At 60.1% G+C, this 17,958-nt stretch carries 22 protein-coding genes; 16 read left to right on the top strand and 6 right to left on the bottom strand.

Annotated features, from left to right (window positions below; genetic code table 11):
- The first annotated feature begins 3 nt into the window (after positions 1 to 3).
- From atpB to glmU, 9 genes are all read left to right on the top strand, one after another.
- The gene (atpB, locus tag IEX75_RS08360) at positions 4 to 804 is read left to right on the top strand and encodes a F0F1 ATP synthase subunit A (protein ID WP_188793760.1); all 801 of its coding nucleotides are present in this window, start codon (positions 4 to 6) and stop codon (positions 802 to 804) included.
- A gap of 52 nt (positions 805 to 856) precedes the next feature.
- Entirely contained in the window at positions 857 to 1,144 is a 288-nt protein-coding gene (atpE, locus tag IEX75_RS08355; RefSeq protein WP_188793759.1) for a F0F1 ATP synthase subunit C, read from the top strand.
- 89 nt (positions 1,145 to 1,233) lie between these two features.
- Complete coding sequence (locus IEX75_RS08350) at positions 1,234 to 1,704, top strand: F0F1 ATP synthase subunit B (RefSeq protein WP_188793758.1); 471 nt, start codon at positions 1,234 to 1,236, stop codon at positions 1,702 to 1,704.
- Between the two features lie 3 nt (positions 1,705 to 1,707).
- Entirely contained in the window at positions 1,708 to 2,244 is a 537-nt protein-coding gene (locus tag IEX75_RS08345) for a F0F1 ATP synthase subunit delta (protein ID WP_188793757.1), read from the top strand.
- Positions 2,245 to 2,301: 57 nt separating this feature from the next.
- Positions 2,302 to 3,852, top strand: a complete 1,551-nt coding sequence (gene atpA / locus IEX75_RS08340; protein WP_188793756.1) for a F0F1 ATP synthase subunit alpha — start codon at positions 2,302 to 2,304, stop codon at positions 3,850 to 3,852.
- Positions 3,853 to 3,947: 95 nt separating this feature from the next.
- Positions 3,948 to 4,847, top strand: coding sequence for a F0F1 ATP synthase subunit gamma (atpG, locus tag IEX75_RS08335; protein ID WP_188793755.1), 900 nt, complete (start codon positions 3,948 to 3,950; stop codon positions 4,845 to 4,847).
- Positions 4,848 to 4,918: 71 nt separating this feature from the next.
- Positions 4,919 to 6,352, top strand: a complete 1,434-nt coding sequence (gene atpD / locus IEX75_RS08330) for a F0F1 ATP synthase subunit beta (protein ID WP_188793754.1) — start codon at positions 4,919 to 4,921, stop codon at positions 6,350 to 6,352.
- A gap of 89 nt (positions 6,353 to 6,441) precedes the next feature.
- Positions 6,442 to 6,864 carry a F0F1 ATP synthase subunit epsilon gene (locus IEX75_RS08325; protein ID WP_188793753.1) on the top strand — a complete coding sequence of 141 codons (423 nt, stop codon included), beginning with the start codon at positions 6,442 to 6,444 and terminating at the stop codon, positions 6,862 to 6,864.
- Positions 6,865 to 7,002: 138 nt separating this feature from the next.
- Positions 7,003 to 8,373, top strand: coding sequence for a bifunctional UDP-N-acetylglucosamine diphosphorylase/glucosamine-1-phosphate N-acetyltransferase GlmU (gene glmU / locus IEX75_RS08320; protein ID WP_188793752.1), 1,371 nt, complete (start codon positions 7,003 to 7,005; stop codon positions 8,371 to 8,373).
- A gap of 25 nt (positions 8,374 to 8,398) precedes the next feature.
- Here the strand turns inward: glmU and IEX75_RS08315 are convergent, their stop codons facing one another.
- Positions 8,399 to 9,391 (bottom strand): chorismate transformation FkbO/Hyg5 family protein, encoded by a 993-nt coding sequence (locus IEX75_RS08315; RefSeq protein WP_188793751.1) that lies wholly within the window; start codon positions 9,389 to 9,391, stop codon positions 8,399 to 8,401.
- 100 nt (positions 9,392 to 9,491) lie between these two features.
- Between IEX75_RS08315 and IEX75_RS08310 the strand changes: the two genes are divergently transcribed.
- The 4 genes from IEX75_RS08310 to IEX75_RS08295 all read left to right on the top strand — a co-directional run bounded on the left by IEX75_RS08310 (position 9,492) and on the right by IEX75_RS08295 (position 11,508).
- Complete coding sequence (locus IEX75_RS08310; RefSeq protein WP_188793750.1) at positions 9,492 to 9,761, top strand: phosphopantetheine-binding protein; 270 nt, start codon at positions 9,492 to 9,494, stop codon at positions 9,759 to 9,761.
- A gap of 69 nt (positions 9,762 to 9,830) precedes the next feature.
- Complete coding sequence (locus IEX75_RS08305; protein ID WP_188793749.1) at positions 9,831 to 10,145, top strand: ApeI family dehydratase; 315 nt, start codon at positions 9,831 to 9,833, stop codon at positions 10,143 to 10,145.
- The gene (locus IEX75_RS08300; RefSeq protein WP_188793748.1) at positions 10,142 to 11,086 is read left to right on the top strand and encodes a lysophospholipid acyltransferase family protein; all 945 of its coding nucleotides are present in this window, start codon (positions 10,142 to 10,144) and stop codon (positions 11,084 to 11,086) included. The genes IEX75_RS08305 and IEX75_RS08300 overlap by 4 nt, the downstream gene beginning before the upstream one ends.
- On the top strand, positions 11,083 to 11,508 hold the full coding sequence (locus IEX75_RS08295; protein WP_308422113.1) for a hotdog family protein: 426 nt from the start codon (positions 11,083 to 11,085) through the stop codon (positions 11,506 to 11,508). The genes IEX75_RS08300 and IEX75_RS08295 overlap by 4 nt, the downstream gene beginning before the upstream one ends.
- Positions 11,509 to 11,544: 36 nt before the next feature.
- Here the strand turns inward: IEX75_RS08295 and IEX75_RS08290 are convergent, their stop codons facing one another.
- Genes IEX75_RS08290 through IEX75_RS08280 form a run of 3 tightly spaced genes read right to left on the bottom strand, consistent with a single transcriptional unit; the run spans position 11,545 to position 14,296 of the window.
- Positions 11,545 to 12,309: a glycosyltransferase family 2 protein gene (locus IEX75_RS08290; protein WP_188793747.1), complete on the bottom strand. Its 765-nt coding sequence runs from the start codon at positions 12,307 to 12,309 to the stop codon at positions 11,545 to 11,547.
- A complete protein-coding gene (locus tag IEX75_RS08285; protein WP_188793746.1) occupies positions 12,306 to 13,094 on the bottom strand; it encodes a beta-ketoacyl synthase chain length factor in 789 nt (262 codons plus the stop codon). Before IEX75_RS08285 ends, IEX75_RS08290 begins: the two co-directional genes overlap by 4 nt.
- Positions 13,091 to 14,296 (bottom strand): beta-ketoacyl-[acyl-carrier-protein] synthase family protein, encoded by a 1,206-nt coding sequence (locus tag IEX75_RS08280; protein WP_188793745.1) that lies wholly within the window; start codon positions 14,294 to 14,296, stop codon positions 13,091 to 13,093. The genes IEX75_RS08285 and IEX75_RS08280 overlap by 4 nt, the downstream gene beginning before the upstream one ends.
- A 142-nt stretch (positions 14,297 to 14,438) precedes the next feature.
- Here IEX75_RS08280 and hemF point away from each other — a divergent pair, with 142 nt between their 5' ends.
- Positions 14,439 to 15,344 carry an oxygen-dependent coproporphyrinogen oxidase gene (gene hemF / locus IEX75_RS08275; RefSeq protein ID WP_188793744.1) on the top strand — a complete coding sequence of 302 codons (906 nt, stop codon included), beginning with the start codon at positions 14,439 to 14,441 and terminating at the stop codon, positions 15,342 to 15,344.
- A gap of 3 nt (positions 15,345 to 15,347) precedes the next feature.
- Here the strand turns inward: hemF and IEX75_RS08270 are convergent, their stop codons facing one another.
- Entirely contained in the window at positions 15,348 to 15,995 is a 648-nt protein-coding gene (locus IEX75_RS08270) for a DUF4097 family beta strand repeat-containing protein (protein ID WP_188793743.1), read from the bottom strand.
- Between the two features lie 146 nt (positions 15,996 to 16,141).
- On the opposite strand from IEX75_RS08270, the gene gpmA reads away from it, so the two are divergent.
- Positions 16,142 to 16,885 (top strand): 2,3-diphosphoglycerate-dependent phosphoglycerate mutase, encoded by a 744-nt coding sequence (gene gpmA, locus IEX75_RS08265; RefSeq protein WP_188793742.1) that lies wholly within the window; start codon positions 16,142 to 16,144, stop codon positions 16,883 to 16,885.
- A gap of 94 nt (positions 16,886 to 16,979) precedes the next feature.
- A complete protein-coding gene (locus IEX75_RS08260; protein ID WP_188793741.1) occupies positions 16,980 to 17,525 on the top strand; it encodes a CcdC protein domain-containing protein in 546 nt (181 codons plus the stop codon).
- Here the strand turns inward: IEX75_RS08260 and glnK are convergent, their stop codons facing one another.
- Entirely contained in the window at positions 17,526 to 17,864 is a 339-nt protein-coding gene (glnK, locus tag IEX75_RS08255; RefSeq protein WP_188793740.1) for a P-II family nitrogen regulator, read from the bottom strand.
- Positions 17,865 to 17,958 lie beyond the last annotated feature (94 nt).

The raw sequence follows: 17,958 nt of genomic DNA, 5'->3' as shown, positions 1-17,958 counted from the left end.
GAGATGGCAAGCGAGCCGCAGGGCGGTCTTACCGAATACATCCAACACCATTTGACGCACCTGAACTTCCAGGTCAGTCCGAATGGCTTTTGGTCATTCCATCTTGATTCCGTGTCGGTGTCGCTGGCTCTTGGCGTCATCTTCTGTCTTTGGTTTTGGCTCTACGCGCGCAAAGCGACATCAGGCGTGCCGGGCAAAGGCCAGGCGTTCCTTGAAATAGTGCTCGAATTCGTGGACGGCCAGGTCAAGGACGTGTTCCACGGTGATCGCCGTTTCCTCGGTCCGTTGGCACTGACAGTCTTCATCTGGGTGTTCCTGATGAATGCCATGGACTTGCTGCCGGTGGACCTGCTTCCCTGGATAACCGAAAAGTTCGGCGTTGGTCATTTCCGAGCCGTGCCGACCGCTGACGTCAATATGACGTTTGCGATGTCCATCACCGTGCTGCTGCTGGTGATCTTCTACAGCTTCAAGGCCAAGGGCTTTGGCGGCTACATGCACGAACTCTTTACGGCGCCCTTCGGCAAGTGGTTCGCGCCGTTCAACTTCGCTTTGAATCTGGTCGAGCTGGTGTCCAAGCCAGTCAGCCTGGCCATGCGACTGTTCGGCAACATGTATGCGGGCGAGTTGGTGTTCATGCTGATCGCCGGCCTGTTCAGCGCGGGCAGCTGGTTGCTCTTCGGCATGGGCGTTATCGGCTACACGGTGTGGGGCATCTTCCACATTTTGATCATTTCGATTCAGGCCTTCATTTTCATGGTGCTCACCATCGTGTATATCTCGATGGCTCACGATCATCATTGATTTTATTCACTTTCGTTAGAACTACCGCTTTCTTTTTCTTGAGGAGATCATCGTGGAACTAGTCGCTCATATTGCTCAGGTCCAGGGCTTCACCGCTATCGCTCTTGGCTTGATCATCGGTTTCGGCGCGCTGGGCGCTTGTATCGGCATCGGCATCATGGGTTCGAAGTTCCTCGAAGCCGCTGCTCGCCAGCCTGAGCTGGTCCCGCTGCTGCAGGGTCGTATGTTCCTGCTAGCTGGTCTGATCGATGCAGCGTTCCTGATCGGCGTGGCATTGGCGATGTACTTCGCCGTGGCGAACCCGCTTCTTTCGAAGCTGGTCGTTGCAGCAGGCCACTAAGCCTCATGGAATGTGGCGCTGCAAGTGCGGCGCCACGGTTCCTTAGGGTGTTGAGCCCATAACACTACGTAGGTACAGGTAACGCAGCGATGGAATTCAATGCCACTCTGATCGGCGAAATGATCGCCTTCGCCATTCTGATCTGGTTCTGTGTGCACTTCATTTGGCCGCACATCACCAAGGCCATCGAAGAGCGCCAGCTGAAGATCGCCGAAGGGCTCAATGCCGCTGAACGCGCGCATGCCGAATTGCGGGAAGCCGACAACAAGGCTGCCGGCGAGATCAAGCAGGCTCGCCAGCAGGCCACCGAGATCATCGATCGTGCGCAGCAACAGGCCAACCAGATTCTGGACAAGGCGCGTGCCGATGCTGTGGCGGAGATCAACCGCTTGAAGGCGGCAGCGCAGGACGAGATCGCCTCGATGGCGCAGCGTGCGCGCGAAGATCTGCGTGAGCGCGTCGGTGCTCTGGCCGTGCAGGGTGCCTCGAAGATCGTGCAGCGTGAGATCGACGCAGCGGCGCACAAGGCGCTGCTCGACCAGCTCGCGACCGAGATCTGATCGATGGCAGCTCAGTCGATTACCCTCGCTCGCCCCTATGCCCGCGCCGCTTTCGAGCTGGCACGGGCCGAGAGCATTCTCGCCGTTTGGTCGCATGCGCTGGGGTTTGCCGCGCAGGTGGCTCAAGACGCGCGCGTGGCTGCACTCAACAACGACCCACGCGTCCAACCCGCTCAGCTCGTAGCGCTGCATTTGCCGGAGGGCATGCAGCCGGACAACGCCTTCGGCAAGTTCCTCACCGAACTGGCCGAACGGCATCGTCTGTCATTGCTGCCAGAGGTGGCCGCGCTGTACGAAACCTACAAGCGTGAGTCGGAGTCGCAGTTGCTGGTGAAGGTCACCAGCGCGATGGCTCTGGACGCCGCACAGACCGAGCAGCTCAAGGCATCGCTCAAGCGCCGCTTCAAGCGCGAGATCGAACTGGAAACCCAGGTCGACTCTTCGCTGCTGGCGGGCGTGGTGATCGATACCGGCAGCGAGGTGATCGACGGCTCCGCTCGCGGTCGCTTGCAGCGCCTGGCTACTGCGCTTACGCAATAACAGATTTCAAAAATCACCGGGTGCCGCAAGCGCGGCGCAAACCCAAGGATAACGACCATGTCCAGCACCACTCTCAATCCGTCCGAGATCAGCGAACTGATCAAGAACCGCATCGAGCAGTTCAAGCTCGGCGCGGAAGCCCGCAACGAGGGCACGATCATCAGCGTGTCCGACGGCATCGTGCGCATCCACGGCCTGGCCGATGTGATGCAGGGCGAAATGATCGAACTGCCGGGCAACGCGTTTGCACTGGCCCTAAACCTCGAGCGCGACTCCGTCGGCGCCGTGGTGCTGGGTGAATACCAGCATCTGCGCGAGGGCGATACCGCCAAGACCACCGGCCGCATTCTTGAAGTGCCGGTTGGCCCGGAAATGCTGGGCCGCGTGGTCGATTCGCTGGGTAATCCGATCGACGGCAAGGGCCCGATCAACGCCAAGCTCAGCTCGCCGATCGAGAAGGTCGCGCCGGGCGTAGTGTGGCGTAAGTCGGTCGACCAGCCGGTGCAGACCGGCTACAAGTCGGTCGACTCGATGATCCCGATCGGCCGTGGTCAGCGCGAGCTGATCATCGGCGACCGCCAGACCGGCAAGACCGCGCTGGCCATCGACGCGATCATCAACCAGAAAGATTCTGGCATTAAGTGCATTTACGTGGCGATCGGCCAGAAGCGTTCGTCGATTGCCAACGTGGTGCGCAAGCTTGAAGAAAACGGCGCGCTCGCCAACACCATCGTCGTCGTCGCTTCGGCCTCTGAATCGGCCGCGTTGCAGTACATCGCGCCGTACTCCGGTTGCGCGATGGGCGAATACTTCCGCGACCGCGGCGAAGACGCCCTGATTATTTACGACGATCTGTCCAAGCAGGCCGTGGCCTACCGTCAGATCTCGCTGCTGCTGAAGCGCCCGCCGGGCCGCGAAGCGTATCCGGGTGACGTGTTCTATCTCCACTCGCGCCTGCTTGAGCGCGCTGCGCGCGTGTCTGAGGAATATGTCGAGAAGTTCACCAACGGCGAAGTGAAGGGCAAGACCGGGTCGCTGACCGCACTGCCGATCATCGAAACGCAGGCCGGCGACGTATCCGCGTTCGTGCCGACCAACGTGATTTCGATCACCGACGGCCAGATCTTCCTGGAAACCGACCTGTTCAACGCGGGTATCCGTCCGGCCGTGAACGCCGGTATCTCGGTGTCGCGCGTGGGTGGTTCGGCACAGACCAAGATCGTGAAGAAGCTGTCCGGTGGTGTGAAGCTGGCACTGGCGCAGTACCGCGAGTTGGCCGCATTCGCGCAGTTCGCCTCGGACCTCGACCCGGCCACCCGTGCCCAGCTCGACCGTGGTCAGCGCGTCACCGAACTGATGAAGCAGAAGCAATATCTGCCGTTGTCGATCGCTGAGCTGGCCTTGTCCGTGTATGCCGCCGAAAAGGGCTATCTGGACGATCTGCCGGTAAACAAGGTGCTGGCGTTCGAAAAGGGCCTGCATGCCTTCTTCCACCAGAACCAGGGCGAGCTGATGAAGAAGATCGTCGCTACCGGTGACTGGAACAACGACATCGAAGCCACGTTCAAGTCCGGCCTCGACGAGTTCAAGAAGACCGGTAGCTGGTAAGCAATGAAAGGGTGTGCATTCGTCCGTTGTGGATGACTGCACCGCACGCCGGCCATCAGGCCGAATCGGCATAGACCCCACAGGTTGAGGCAAACGTGGCAAGCGGACGCGAAATTAAAACCAAGATCAAGAGCACGCAGAACATGCGCAAGGTGACGCGCGCGCTCGAGATGGTCTCGGCCTCCAAGATTCGCAAAGCGCAGGATCTGATGAAGGCCTCGCGTCCCTATGCGCGTGCCATGCGCAAAGTGATCGCGCACGTCGCACAGGCCAGCACGGAATTGAAGCATCCGTTCTTGGTCGAACGTAAAGACATTGCCCGTGTGGCGTATGTGGTGGTGACCACCGATCGCGGCCTTTGCGGTGGCCTCAATTCCAACCTGTTCCGTCGCTTGCTGCCTGCCATTCGCGAATGGCAGGACAAGGGCGTGCAGGTCGACGTGGTTGCGATTGGCCAGAAGGCCGTGCAGTTCTTCCGCCGCATCAAGGGTGTGAACCTGATCGGTACCGCCACCCACCTGGGCGAGCGTCCGAAGGTCGAGCAGCTGATCGGCGTGATCAAGGTCGTGCTCGACGCGTACACGGAAGGCAAGCTGGACCGCGTCTTCCTCGCCTACAACGATTTCGTCAATACCATGACGCAGAGCCCGACGGTCGATGCGCTGCTGCCGCTTCCGGCAGTTGCCGCCGAACTCGAGGCGCAGCACGTCGCAGGCGCGGCGCTGGAACAGTCGCACGACTGGGACTACATCTACGAACCCGACGCCGCTGCGGTGCTTGAGCACGTATTGGGCCGTTACGTCGAATCGGTGGCATACCAGGCGGTGCTGGAAAACCTTGCCAGCGAACATGCCGCACGCATGGTGGCGATGAAGGCTGCGTCCGACAACGCCAGCAAGGTGATTGCCGAATTGACGCTGAGCTACAACAAGGCGCGTCAGGCTGCGATTACGCAGGAAATCTCGGAAATCGTCGGCGGCGCGGCGGCGGTTTAATCCAAAACTATTCATGGCGACGCGTAAGCGGCGCCGAAACAGAACCTTAAAGATCCATCCGGAGCACATCCATGAGCCAGGGTAAAGTTGTACAGATCATCGGCGCGGTCATCGACGTCGAGTTCGCGCGCGATCAGGTGCCGCAGGTGTATGACGCACTGAAGATCGACGGCACCGAGATCACGCTGGAAGTCCAGCAGGTATTGGGTGACGGCGTGGTGCGTACGATCGCCCTGGGCTCCACCGACGGTCTGAAGCGTGGTCTTGTGGCGCGCAACACCGGCGAAGGCATCAAGGTGCCGGTCGGCAAGGCTACCCTTGGCCGCATCATGGACGTGCTCGGCAACCCGATCGACGAAGTCGGTCCGATCAAAGCCGAGGACCAGTGGGTCATCCACCGCGAAGCCCCGTCTTACGATGAGCAGGCGCTGGCCAACGAACTGCTGGAAACCGGCATCAAGGTGATCGACCTGGTGTGCCCGTTCGCCAAGGGCGGCAAGGTCGGCCTGTTCGGAGGCGCCGGCGTGGGCAAGACGGTGAACATGCTCGAGCTGATCAACAACATCGCGACCCAGCACTCGGGTCTGTCGGTGTTCGCTGGTGTGGGTGAGCGTACCCGCGAAGGTAATGACTTCTATCACGAGATGCAGGACGCCGGCGTGGTAAAGCTGGACAACCTGCCAGAATCGAAAGTGGCGATGGTGTACGGCCAGATGAATGAGCCGCCGGGCAACCGTCTGCGTGTGGCACTGACTGGTCTGACCATGGCCGAATACTTTCGCGACCAGAAGGACGAACACGGCAAAGGCCGCGACGTGCTGTTCTTCGTCGACAATATCTACCGCTATACGCTGGCCGGTACCGAAGTGTCCGCGCTGCTCGGCCGTATGCCGTCCGCCGTGGGTTACCAGCCGACGCTGGCCGAAGAAATGGGTGTGCTGCAAGAGCGCATCACCTCCACCAAGACCGGTTCGATCACCTCGATCCAGGCCGTGTACGTACCCGCGGACGACTTGACCGACCCATCGCCGGCCACCACCTTCGCCCACTTGGACTCCACCGTGACCTTGAGTCGCCAGATCGCCTCGCTCGGCATCTATCCGGCCGTGGACCCGTTGGACTCCACCAGCCGCCAGCTCGACCCGAACGTGGTCGGCGCCGAGCACTACGACGTGGCCCGCAAGGTGCAAGGCACCCTGCAACGTTACAAGGAACTGAAGGACATCATCGCCATTCTCGGCATGGACGAACTGTCGGAAGAAGACAAGCAGGTGGTGTACCGCGCGCGTAAGTGCGAGCGCTTCTTCTCTCAGCCCTTCCACGTGGCGGAAGTGTTCACCGGCGCCCCCGGCAAATACGTGACGCTGAAGGAAACCATCCGCGGCTTCAAGATGATCGTGGAAGGCGAGGTGGATCACATCCCCGAGCAGGCGTTCTACATGGTCGGCGGCATCGACGAGGCCATCAAGAAAGCCGAGGACATGGGCGCTAAGAAGGCCGCCTGATCCAGGCCTCTGTTGGAGCTTGCCTCGGCGGGCTCCAGCGAAGCCAATAAATCCTTTCCGTCTGATCCATTGGACGAAGCGAGAGAGTTATGAGCACCATTCGTTGCGACATCGTCAGTGCCGAAGCCGAGATCTTTCACGGCGACGCGGTGATGGTGGTCGCCACCGGCGAGCTGGGCGAGCTGGGTATCACGCCCCGCCATGCCCCGCTGATCACACGCTTGAAGCCTGGCCACATCGATGTGGTGCTGGAAGGCGGCGAACGCCAGCAGTTCTACGTCTCCGGCGGCATTCTGGAAGTCCAGCCGCAGGTGGTGACCGTGCTGGCCGATACAGCCGCCCGCGCCGCCGACCTGGACGAAGCCGCCGCCAAGCGCGCCAAGCAGGAGGCTGAGGATGCGCTGGCCAACCGCTCGGGTACCGTCGACGTGGCCGAGGCGCAGGCCAAGCTCACCCAGGCGTTGGCGCAGTTGCAGGCACTTGAGCGCCTGCGCAAGAACCTCAAACACTAAGCGCGCTGATACCTGGAAAAACGCCGGCCTTGTGCCGGCGTTTTTGTTTGCACACTTCTTTGACGGTTAAACGCCTCAAAGTGTGCCTGTATGAGCAGTTATCCTTAGCGCCCACCGTGATCCACACAGCGGACCTTTATGAGCCAACCCTCCTTGCACGTCATCGTCCTCGCCGCCGGCGAAGGCAAGCGTATGAAGTCGAAGAAAGCCAAAGTGTTGATGCCGTTGGCGGGTCGACCGTTGCTGGCACATGTGCTGGCGACTGCACGCGCCTTGCGTCCCGATGCCATTCATGTCGTTTACGGCTTCAACGGCGATCAGGTATTGGCCGCGTTCGACAATCAGCCGGACTTGCATTGGGCTTTGCAGACCGAACAGCTTGGCACCGGTCATGCCGTCGGGCAGGCCCTGGGCAAGGTGCCGGACGAGGCGCGCGTACTCGTGCTCTACGGCGACGTACCGCTTACGCGCGCTGAAACACTGCAGCATCTCGTACAAGCCGAAGGCAGCCTATCCATGCTGGCGACACGCGTCGCCAATCCACACGGTTATGGCCGTGTGCTGCGTGACGGTAACGGCTTCGTGCGAGCGGTAATCGAGGAAAAAGATGCCGACGGCGCGCAGCGCGCCATTGACTTGATCAATACCGGTATTGTCGCCGCCGATGCCAAGTCACTGAGGCAGTGGATCGCCAAACTCGGCCGCAACAATGCACAAGGCGAGTATTACCTCACCGACATCTTCCAAATGGCCGCCGAGGAAAATCGCGCGGCGCAGTGCATCGAGTGCGACGACGCGGTGGAAGCCGCGGGCGCCAATACGCCATGGCAACTTACCGAATTGGAAGACGCCTATCGGCGGCGCGCTGTGCAGGCGTTGATGGCAGAAGGCGTACGCGTTGCTGATCCTCGACGTGTGGACGTGCGCGGTAACGTGAAAGCGGCGCGTGATGTGGAAATCGACATCGATGTGATTCTGGAAGGCGATGTGCAGCTTGGCGAAGACGTACGCATCGGGCCGTATTCGCGCGTGAAGGACGTGCAGCTCGCAGCCGGCACGATTGTGCATGCACATTGCGATGTGGAAGGTGTCGTGACGCATGGACCTTGCCTGATCGGTCCCTTTGCACGTTTACGCCCAGGCACCGAGCTTGCGACGGGCGTGCACATTGGCAATTTCGTGGAAGCCAAGAAGGCACGTATCGGCGAAGGCAGCAAAGCCAATCACCTTACTTATCTTGGTGACACGGTCATTGGCCGCGGTGTCAACGTCGGCGCCGGTACCATCACCTGCAATTACGACGGCGTGAACAAGTTCGTTACCACGATCGAAGATGACGCGTTCATCGGCTCCAACAGTGCGCTGGTCGCACCTGTGACGGTCGGTGCGCAAGCCACCATTGGTGCGGGGTCGGTGATTACGAAAGACGCGCCCGCCGGTGAACTCACCGTGGCGCGTGGCCGGCAGGCGACATTGCCGGGCTGGAAGCGCCCCGAAAAACAGAAATAAAGTGCTCCGAGTTAGGGCGCACCCTTTACTTGAAACGCCAGCCGTCGATTTCCACCAGTAATTCACGGCGACACACGTCGCCGTGCATCAGCAGTACCGGCACACCAGGTAACCGTCGTCGCACCATCTCACCGACACGTCCAGCGTCGACGGCATGGCGCACGTAAGCTTTCAACGATGAATGTGTATCGAAACCGGCCGGCATGTCAGCCGTAGCAAGCAAGGCTTCCAGGTTAAGCAAGGTTTCTTCGAGCTGTGCTTCCAGATTGCCTTCGTGCGCCGATGCATGGCCAACCACGGCCGCGGTGCCGGAAATAGCCAGCGCATCGCGCGCAGGCATCAGCATGCCGCGTGCAAAGCCGGGTGACGTGCGACCATATTGGCGTGGGTAACGCCAAGCACTCGTTTGGCGCGGATTTTCCACTGACGCACCATCATCCAAGCAGGCGAGCAGATAAATCTGCAGAACCGGATCACGATGATGATGGCCGATCGCCGTCGCCGCTGGAAAACCATCCGCGAAGAAGTCACTCAAACCCGCCGCGCGTCCATCACAGAATCGCTTGTAACGCTCGGCATCGCCATCACCGAGATTGATGTCGGCCACGTAGTTCCAGATACGCAGTACGGAACGCTCGTCGCGCATGCGCATGAACTGCCGCAGCTCAGCGTAGGCCTGCTGGGCAGCACCTTCGATGCCTCCCGTCTCACGTTCATCCAGCTCGATCGATGCGAATAACCAGCCGCCGCCGGCAGACCAGCGCACGTTGTGCTGGCGGCCACAAACGACCTTGCCATCGACTTGCCATACTTCCACCGGCGCAGGTGCATCAAAGCATTCAAGAGGAACGCGCAGCCAGCGAGGATCGTCAACCTCGGGCGTGCCGGCACCGAAGCCGAACACGGCCAGGGTGCCGGCCTCGGTCAACGCTGCCGCGGGTGCGGTCATGCGATAGGTAACGCGAGGGGTGCGCGGCAGGTCGGGCTTGGCCTGCGGGTTTTCGCTTGCCTGAACCATGCTTGGACACAGCAACCGGGGACGAAAGACCCCTATGTTACACTGCGCGGCCGCCCCGCTTCCTGGGGCTGGCCGTGCCTCCGGAGCATCGAAACCAAGCATGTCCACGCAGACCGCTGCCGAACACGAACTGGCCAACCTGATCGTGGAAGCACTCAATCTAGAGACAGTCGATCCGGCGGCTATCGATCCCGAAGCGCCGCTGTTTGGTGGCGACCTGGGCCTGGATTCCATCGATGCCCTGGAAATCGCCCTGGCCGTTTCCAAGCGTTACGGCATGCAACTGCGTTCGGACCATCCGGACAACCAGCGTATCTTCAGCAGCCTGCGTACCCTTTCCGAACATATTGAACGCGAGCGTACAGCTTGAGCCTGCATTAATCCGCCTGACAGCCGGAGAAGGCATTATCAGCAAGGTCTTCCCGACAGCGTTGCACACGTGGATCTGCGTAACTCCAGTCAAGCCAGTTATCGAGCGGTGATTTGCGTTCCGCCGGAGCATCCGTGTTTGCCGGGCCATTTCCCGGATCATCCGCTGGTGCCCGGCGTGGTCGTGTTGGAACACGTTGCTGAAGCTTTGCGCAGCTGGCGAGATCAGCGCCTTGCACGTATCCGTGAAGTGAAGTTTCTTGCTCCGCTGTATCCCGGCATATCGGCCGAACTGGAACTGGTGGATCGCTGCGGACAAGTGCAGTTTGAACTGCGCAGTGATGACCAAGTGTTGGCGCGTGGCGTGATAGAAGGTGCAGCGTGAGCGATCATTGGCAAAACCAGCGCGAAGGCGGCAACCGTTTCTGGCTCGGGGTACTCGTCGCGGCCGCTCTGCGCTTCGGCCATGGCGTCATGCGCAGGCTTCTCTATCTCATCAGCCTGTATTACTTCCTGCGCCGCGGTCCAGAGCGACGCGCGTCACGTGAGTATCTGACGCGCCTGTTCGGTCGCCGTGCGAGCTTCTGGCAGGTGTTCAAGCACGTTCACTATTTCGCGGTGACCATGCTCGATCGCATCTATCTGCTTGCGCATGGCGAACGTGATTTCGACATCGAAGTGACGGGACTCGAGCAGCTTCAACACTACGTCGCGCAAGGGTGTGGCGTGCTGCTGGTCGGTTCGCACCAGGGCAGTTTCGAAGTACTGCGTGCGTTGGCGGCGCGCTGTCCGGAAGTGCCATTGCGTGTCTTACTGGACAAGCAGAAGACGCCAGCCATCACGGAGCTGCTGGAGGCTTTGGCGCCCGACGTCGGTGAAGCAGTTATCGACGTCTCGCAAGGCGGTGCGGCCATCACACTGGCAATGGCTGAGACTTGCCGCGCTGGCGGCATGGTGGCACTACTGGCCGATCGTGGCCGAGCGCATGAAACACTCCGACGTGTGGATTTTCTTGGCGAGCCGGCGCCATTTCCGATCGGCCCCTGGCTGCTGGCCAGCACGCTGCAGGTGCCGGTGATATTGTGTTTTGGCCTCTATCGCGGTGGCCGTCGTTATGCGTTGAGTTTTGAGCTTTTCACGGAGCGAGTGGATATTCCACGCGAATCGCGTCACCAGGCACTCGATCAGGTCCTACGTCGTTATGCGCAGCGCTTGGAATATTACGCTCGAAAAGAGCCATACAACTGGTTCAACTTTTATGACTTCTGGCAGCAAGATACGGTGCAGCCGCAAGCGGTGACGGCGCGCACCGTACACGAAGCATGAAGGTGCTAACGCAGGAAGCCTGGGCAGCGCTGGTTCCACATGCCGGCGCTATGGCGCTGATCGATACAGTCGTGGATTGGAATGCAGTATCCATCCATGCAGTAGCTGAGCGTCACACGCCAAGTGAACATCCTCTGCGTAGTTCTGCGGGATTGCATGTGGTGCATCTGGCCGAATATGGGGCACAGGCCGCAGCTGTGCATGCGGCATTACTTGATGAGGGTGAGGCACGCAGCGGCAGGCTGGTAAGCCTGCGCGACGTTCAATTGACGGTCGAATACGTCGATCTTGCGGGTGGGCGTCTGGATGTCTGGGCAGAACGGCTTTTGGCCGACCAGCGTGCTGCCCAATACGCGTTCCGGGTCGAACAGCGCGAGCGATTGCTTGCTTCAGGGCGCATCATGGTGATGTACAACGTGTGATCCGTAAGGTTCGCGTGTGCGGCGATGACGGCAAACCTAAGCGATGCGATGCGAGTAGGTATCGTCGACGATCAACGGCGCCGCCCTCGAACGGCTATAGCTCGCCCAGACCTGCCCGTGACGAAATACCTGTCTGGTGGTGTACAAGGCAATCCGCATGACATCGCGGACTGGATTGAAGTGGCTTAGCCGGAATGATCCTTCGTAGCGTGAAGCAATCGGCACTGACACGATGCCCAAGCCCTTGTCACGTGACGCGGCGATCAGTACGGCTGCTTCGAACACGAAATTTTGTGCATCCAGTTCGACGAGCTCCAAGGCGCTGCGTGGATACCAGCGCTGCCCGCTTTGGGTGTCTGCCACTGGTTGCGCGCAAGCCCATGAAATGCCCCAATCCGCGAGTGCGTTTGCACGGCGGCGTCCCTTGGGTTGCTGGTCACGCTGCAGCAGGCGCGCGCCGATGACGATGTGGTCGGGGAAGCGCTTGCCCACATCGACCAGGCGCGGAATATCTTCGGCCAGGTGCTGACCGTCACCATCCATGGTTACGACCGCGTCAAACCCTTGCCGCAGTGCCTCCCGAAAACCTGTGCGCAGAGCTTCGCCCTTGCCCTGGCGATGACTATGCCGCAGCAACGTGACGGGCAATGCGTTGACGATCTCCGGTGTGCGATCGTCGGAGCCGTCGTCGATGACGATTACCGGTACACCTAACCGCAACGTCGATTTCACCACTGCGCCGATCGCCATTTCCTCATTGAGGCAAGGGATCAACACACACCAGCGCAATGTGCTGTTCACGCTTGCATCTCCAGCTGTACATGCAATCCAAGTTGTTCCGAGGCAGCCAGTACACAGTCGCCATGACCCTTTGCCAACATAGCCAATAGCGGCAGGCTTGCCGCAGAAGGGTTGTTCTGCATCCATGCTAAGCATTCAGCAGGCAATGGTGGATGACGGGGTGAAGACATCGTTGTGGCAAGACGTAACCGCATGCCTGCATTCGTGGCGGGCGATAATAACAACGCACAGCCGAAGACTTGCGTGCACCCGATTAGCTCGCCAAGTGGGCCAACACCGGTAGTGTCGCTGCAGACCAGCAAGACGGGACGATTGTCGGCGCAAGCAAGCACGGCGGCTTCCAGCAGGCCGGCGCCGAAACTTGCGCTTCCTGCGCAGATGGCGCTGGAGGGTGCTCGACAGTTCGTGGCGATCGTCCAGTAGCCGGCTGACGCGTTATGCACGGAATTGTGGAAGCGTGTGGGTGAAAGTTCGACGGGCGCACGCGCCAGCACACGGCACATGTAGTCGGTCGTGGCCTGGTCGCCGTAGGCAGAGGCAAATACGCAAGCCAGATTGCCAGTGCCGCATCGGCTCATAGCAGCTGCCTGAGAAGCGACTTCGACGGCGATGAGTACGCTTTCCGTTGCGCGTCGTCGCTCATTCGGCGACAAAGTCAGTGCGTGGGGGCGTACGGCGGACGCAGCGGGTGTTTCACCGGCAAGCAAGCGACGTAAGGCATCGAAGTCGATAAGTTGTGGCGACCACAGGCCGATTCCTTCCACTTGGACATGTAGTGCATTCATGCGTCACGATCCGCACGCGCAAAGGCAAGGCATGCATTGCTGCCACCAAAGCCGAATGAATGGCTCAGTGCCATTTGTAAGGGGCGTGTTTCGTTATGCCATGCAAAGTGCGAGGAACAAGCCGGATCGGGTTCGCCAACACCTGCGTTGCCAGGTACGAAGCCATCGCGCAATGCCAGCAGCGTAATGATCGCTTCCACGATGCCGGCGGCGCCCAAGGTATGACCGGTCAGGCCCTTGGTGGAGCTGACGCGGGTGGTATTGGGAAACATTCGCGCGACGAGCCTGGCTTCCATCGCATCATTCTTCTGGCTGGCCGTGCCGTGCAGGTTGATATAGTCCATTTGTGCTGCATCGAGTCCCGCACGATCGAAGATGTCGCGCAAGGCGAGTTCCGCACCAGCGCCAGACGGATCTGGTGTGGACATGTGGTGGGCGTCGCTCGATTCACCACAGCCCAATAAATGCAGAGGCGCATCTGGCTGAGACGCGATGCGTTCCAGCAAGGCGAAGCCGGCAGCTTCGCCGATCGAGATGCCGCATCTTGTGGCATCGAAAGGGCGGCACGGTTCGGGCGATACGAGCTCCAGTGCATTGAAACCGAACAGTGTGCTCTCGCATAACGAATCGACGCCGCCTACGATTGCTGCATCGACCAGCCCCAGGCGAATCAGCCGCTCTGCGCTGGCAAACACTTTCGCACTGGAAGAACACGCGGTGGAAATGGTGAGGCACGGGCCTTTGATATTCAATGCAGCGGCAACGAAGGCGGTCAGCGAATGTGGCGTGTGAATGCTTGTGTGATGCAGGTCGGCGGGTAGCCGCTCGTCTTCGAGACGCCGATAGCCTTCTTCGGTAGCGCCGATGCTCGCGGTTGATGTCCCGAGTAGTAATGCTAGGCGCGTTGCGCCATAACGCTCTCGGGCAGTGTGTACCTGCGGCAGGAAATTGTCTTGGTTTAAACCCAGCCAAGCGAGGCGGTTGTTGCGGCAATCCTGCTGAGCATAAATGACTGGTAGCACGGTATCTTCAACACCTTTGACACGCCCAATCCAGCAAGACAGTGGTGTGCTGCTGAAGTCGTTCATGCTTAGGCCGCTGCGTTGCTCGTAGAGCGCACTGAGGTGCGCATCCAGGCCGTGGCCCAGCGCGGAGGTGGCGGTATAAGCCGAAACTGCGAGCGGAAGGGTTGTCACGCGCATGTCATGAGCCTAGCCACGGGATTGGGGCTTGCCTAGATGCCTGCCCGTGGCGCGGCAGCTGGGGTTCATTGACATAGCTCAGTTTCACGCCGACAAGCTCTTGCTAAGCTTGTGATCCTGACCAGCAAAGCCGGATGGATGGATGAAAAGCGAGCAAGTCGAGCGCGTTGAGCATTTCCTGCGCGAACTGCAGGATCGCATCTGCAAGGCCGTTGAGCAGGTTGATGGTCAGGCCCGCTTTATTGAGGATGCATGGAGCCGTCCAGCCGGTGGTGGTGGCCGTACACGTGTGCTGCGCGACGGGGCCGTGTTTGAGCAGGCCGGAGTGAACTTCTCCCTGGTCCATGGGGACAAGCTGCCACCCAGCGCGACGGCTCATCGTCCGGAGTTGTCAGGTGGCGGTTTTATCGCTACGGGCGTGTCGCTGGTATTGCACCCACGCAATCCCTACATACCGACCACGCATGCCAACGTGCGTTATTTCGAGGCGCAAAAGGAAGGCGTGGAGCCGGTGTGGTGGTTCGGCGGTGGTTTTGATCTCACCCCGTTCTATCCGTTTGATGAAGATGTGCAGCATTGGCATACCGTGGCACGTGATCTATGCGCGCCGTTCGGTGTGGACGTGTATTCGCGCTACAAGAAATGGTGCGATGAGTATTTCTATCTCAAGCACCGCGCTGAAACGCGTGGTGTCGGTGGTTTGTTTTACGACGATCTCAACGAGGGCGGTTTCGAGCGCTGCTTTGCGTTTATGCAGGCAATAGGGCAGGGATTCCTGGATGCCTATCAGCCGATCGTCGAACGCCGCAAGGACACGCCGTATGGTGAACGCGAGCGCGAGTTCCAGCTCTATCGGCGTGGCCGCTACGTTGAATTCAATCTTGTCTACGATCGCGGCACGCTGTTCGGACTGCAATCCGGAGGACGCACGGAATCGATCCTGATGAGTCTGCCGCCACGCGTGCGCTTCGAGTATGCCTATCAGCCAGAGGAAGGCTCTGCCGAAGCGCGGCTTGTGGAATACCTCAAGCCGCGCGAGTGGATTTGAGGCCTAATTCAATGGCTGGGCGCCGCTGAAGCGCATGGCCGTGGCACCCTTCACCGGGCCGATTTGCGCGCTGTCGCTGACCTGCAGGACCACCTCTCGGCGGAAATCCAGCGTGCCGCGTACGATGGCATGCGGACCAATGACAATGCGTGGCGGACGACTGGAAAAGTTGAAGCCGTGCTGCTCATTGACGGTGATGCCGCCATCCACGTGCGATGCTTCGCCAATGGTGATGTCGCCGGTGGTAGTCGCGATGTTGCCGCCAACGTGCGCATGATCAAGCCGGATCGCACCGTTGACGTTGGACACATCGCCGGTCACGTCGGCCCCTGAGTCCAGCGAAATACCCCCGTTTGTGCTGCTCACCTCGCCACGCACTTGGGCGTCCTGCGCAAGAGCCTCGCCACCGTTGACGGTATGCAGGCTGCTGGCTTGTGCTTTGGCGCCCAAATGCACCGAACCATTCACGGTGCTGGCGTCTTGCACGGTTGCAGCCTCACCAACATTGACCGAGCCATTTACGCTATGCACGTTACCGGCGTGCTGTCCGGCATCGACCGAAACCGAGCCATTGACCTTGCTGATGTCTTGGGCCGCCACAGCCAGGGGCGGGAGCAGGGCCATAGCTAGAGCCAGCGTAGTAAAGCGCATGATCGAAACTCCTTGGTATGAGACAGGCATAGGATGCGCGTGTTTGCCCGAAGGTTTAGCGTGACTTCTGACACGGTCGGGAATTGACGCGGCTACGCATGGCCTTCACCATTCCTTACTTGTCCCGCTCCGATCGAATCCAAACTATGTACAAGCTCGTTCTGATCCGCCACGGCCAATCCCAATGGAACCTCGAAAACCGCTTCAGCGGCTGGGCCGATGTGGACATTACCGAGCAAGGCGCCGCTGAGGCGCGTGAGTCGGGCGAACTGCTGGTACAGGCCGGTTACCACTTCGACGTGGCTCACACCTCTGTGCTCAAGCGTGCTGTGCGCACCCTGTGGCATGTGCAGGATGCCATGGACCTGATGTGGATTCCGGTGCTTACCGACTGGCGCCTCAACGAACGCCACTACGGTGGCCTTACCGGTCTCAACAAGGCGGAAACCGCGGCCAAGTACGGCGAGGACCAAGTGAAAGTCTGGCGCCGCAGCTACGACATCCCGCCTCCGCCACTGCCCCGTGCGGAAAATCCCTCGTTGAAAGATCCGCGCTACGCCGGACTCGATCCCAAGCTGATTCCGGACACTGAGTGTCTCAAGGACACTGTTGCCCGCGTATTGCCGTATTGGAACGAAGTGCTTGCGCCGGCCATCCGCAGCGGCCAGCGCGTGCTGCTGGTCGCCCATGGCAATTCGATCCGCGCGCTGGTGAAGTATCTGGACAACATTTCCGACGAGGACATCGTCGAGTTGAATATCCCCAATGGCGTGCCGCTGGTTTATGAGTTCGACGAACAGCTTAAGCCGATGCGCCACTACTACCTGGGCGATGCGGACGCCATCGCTGCCAAGCTGGCCGCCGTGGCCAACCAGGGCAAGGCCAAGTAAGTACCGCTCCCGGAAAAACGCATGACGGGTGTCAATCGCCTGTCATGAGGCGCGCTGCTAATGTGCTGGTGACTTCCTAGGGCGGGCGGACACCATGGCACCTCATTTCAGCATGCCGTTGGTTTTAATACCGGTGATCGTGTTCGCCGTGTGGCGGCGAGTGCGTCGGCAGTTTGGTCCACAGCCGATCCGGCGCAAGCGGATGATCGCGCGTATTGTGATCTTTGCGATTATCGCGGGGCTTATTAGCGTTGCGGCAATGCACGACGTGCGATTGCTTGGCGGATTGGTTGGCGGGCTGATTGCTGGGGGTGTACTCGGCTTGATTGGGCTTCACCTGAGCCGTTTCGAAGTGCATCCGGTGAAGGGCGACTGCTATGTGCCCAATCCCTATATCGGTGCGATTGTCACTGCCTTGTTGCTAGGGCGGCTGGTATGGCGTTTCGCCATGCTCTCCCCACAGATGCAGGACCCGACCGGCGCTACGCCACCCATTCATGGCCCCGACATTGGGCAGAGCCCGCTAACCATGCTCACGTTTGGCCTGGTCGTGGGCTATTACGTCTGCTACTACGCAGGGCTGCTGATCCATCACCAGCGCATCTTGCGTAGCCGGCCGGAGCTGCGCGAGCCAGCCTGATTACAGGGCGTCGTGGTCCAACTCGCCGGTGCGGATGCGGATCACCTGCTCAAGGTTGCTGACGAAGATTTTGCCATCGCCGATCTTGCCGGTGCGGGCGGACTGCGAGATGGCCTCCACGACGCGGTCGAGCTGATCATCGTCCACCGCCACTTCCACCTTGATCTTGGGTAGGAAATCGACCACGTACTCGGCTCCGCGGTAAAGTTCGGTGTGGCCTTTCTGACGGCCGAAGCCTTTGACCTCGGTCACGGTGATCCCTTGTACGCCGGCCTCGGCGAGCGCCTCACGGACATCGTCCAGCTTGAACGGCTTGATGACAGCCACAACCAATTTCATGAATTTTTTCCTCAGCAGGCCCGACGAGCCCAGTTATGCGGTGCGGAGCATAGCCATTCTGCCCGCCCGAAGGCAGCCCGTCCCCGTCTTGTAG

Origin of the sequence: Dyella nitratireducens (assembly GCF_014642835.1) — a bacterium.
Taxonomy (GTDB): Bacteria; Pseudomonadota; Gammaproteobacteria; order Xanthomonadales; family Rhodanobacteraceae; genus Dyella_B; species Dyella_B nitratireducens.
This window is presented reverse-complemented; position numbering and strand designations above follow the sequence as displayed.

Excerpts from the sequence above, each read along its gene's own strand:
- atpD (WP_188793754.1), top strand. The coding sequence starts at position 4,919 with ATGAGCCAGGGTAAAGTTGTACAGATCATCGGCGCGGTCATCGACGTC.
- atpA (WP_188793756.1), top strand. The coding sequence starts at position 2,302 with ATGTCCAGCACCACTCTCAATCCGTCCGAGATCAGCGAACTGATCAAG.
- glmU (WP_188793752.1), top strand. The coding sequence starts at position 7,003 with ATGAGCCAACCCTCCTTGCACGTCATCGTCCTCGCCGCCGGCGAAGGC.
- IEX75_RS08280 (WP_188793745.1), bottom strand. The coding sequence starts at position 14,296 with ATGCGCGTGACAACCCTTCCGCTCGCAGTTTCGGCTTATACCGCCACC.
- IEX75_RS08325 (WP_188793753.1), top strand. The coding sequence starts at position 6,442 with ATGAGCACCATTCGTTGCGACATCGTCAGTGCCGAAGCCGAGATCTTT.
- glnK (WP_188793740.1), bottom strand. The coding sequence starts at position 17,864 with ATGAAATTGGTTGTGGCTGTCATCAAGCCGTTCAAGCTGGACGATGTC.
- atpB (WP_188793760.1), top strand. The coding sequence starts at position 4 with ATGGCAAGCGAGCCGCAGGGCGGTCTTACCGAATACATCCAACACCAT.
- gpmA (WP_188793742.1), top strand. The coding sequence starts at position 16,142 with ATGTACAAGCTCGTTCTGATCCGCCACGGCCAATCCCAATGGAACCTC.
- IEX75_RS08310 (WP_188793750.1), top strand. The coding sequence starts at position 9,492 with ATGTCCACGCAGACCGCTGCCGAACACGAACTGGCCAACCTGATCGTG.
- IEX75_RS08315 (WP_188793751.1), bottom strand. The coding sequence starts at position 9,391 with ATGGTTCAGGCAAGCGAAAACCCGCAGGCCAAGCCCGACCTGCCGCGC.
- IEX75_RS08270 (WP_188793743.1), bottom strand. The coding sequence starts at position 15,995 with ATGCGCTTTACTACGCTGGCTCTAGCTATGGCCCTGCTCCCGCCCCTG.
- IEX75_RS08285 (WP_188793746.1), bottom strand. The coding sequence starts at position 13,094 with ATGAATGCACTACATGTCCAAGTGGAAGGAATCGGCCTGTGGTCGCCA.
- IEX75_RS08260 (WP_188793741.1), top strand. The coding sequence starts at position 16,980 with ATGGCACCTCATTTCAGCATGCCGTTGGTTTTAATACCGGTGATCGTG.
- IEX75_RS08350 (WP_188793758.1), top strand. The coding sequence starts at position 1,234 with ATGGAATTCAATGCCACTCTGATCGGCGAAATGATCGCCTTCGCCATT.
- IEX75_RS08295 (WP_308422113.1), top strand. The coding sequence starts at position 11,083 with ATGAAGGTGCTAACGCAGGAAGCCTGGGCAGCGCTGGTTCCACATGCC.
- IEX75_RS08345 (WP_188793757.1), top strand. The coding sequence starts at position 1,708 with ATGGCAGCTCAGTCGATTACCCTCGCTCGCCCCTATGCCCGCGCCGCT.
- hemF (WP_188793744.1), top strand. The coding sequence starts at position 14,439 with ATGAAAAGCGAGCAAGTCGAGCGCGTTGAGCATTTCCTGCGCGAACTG.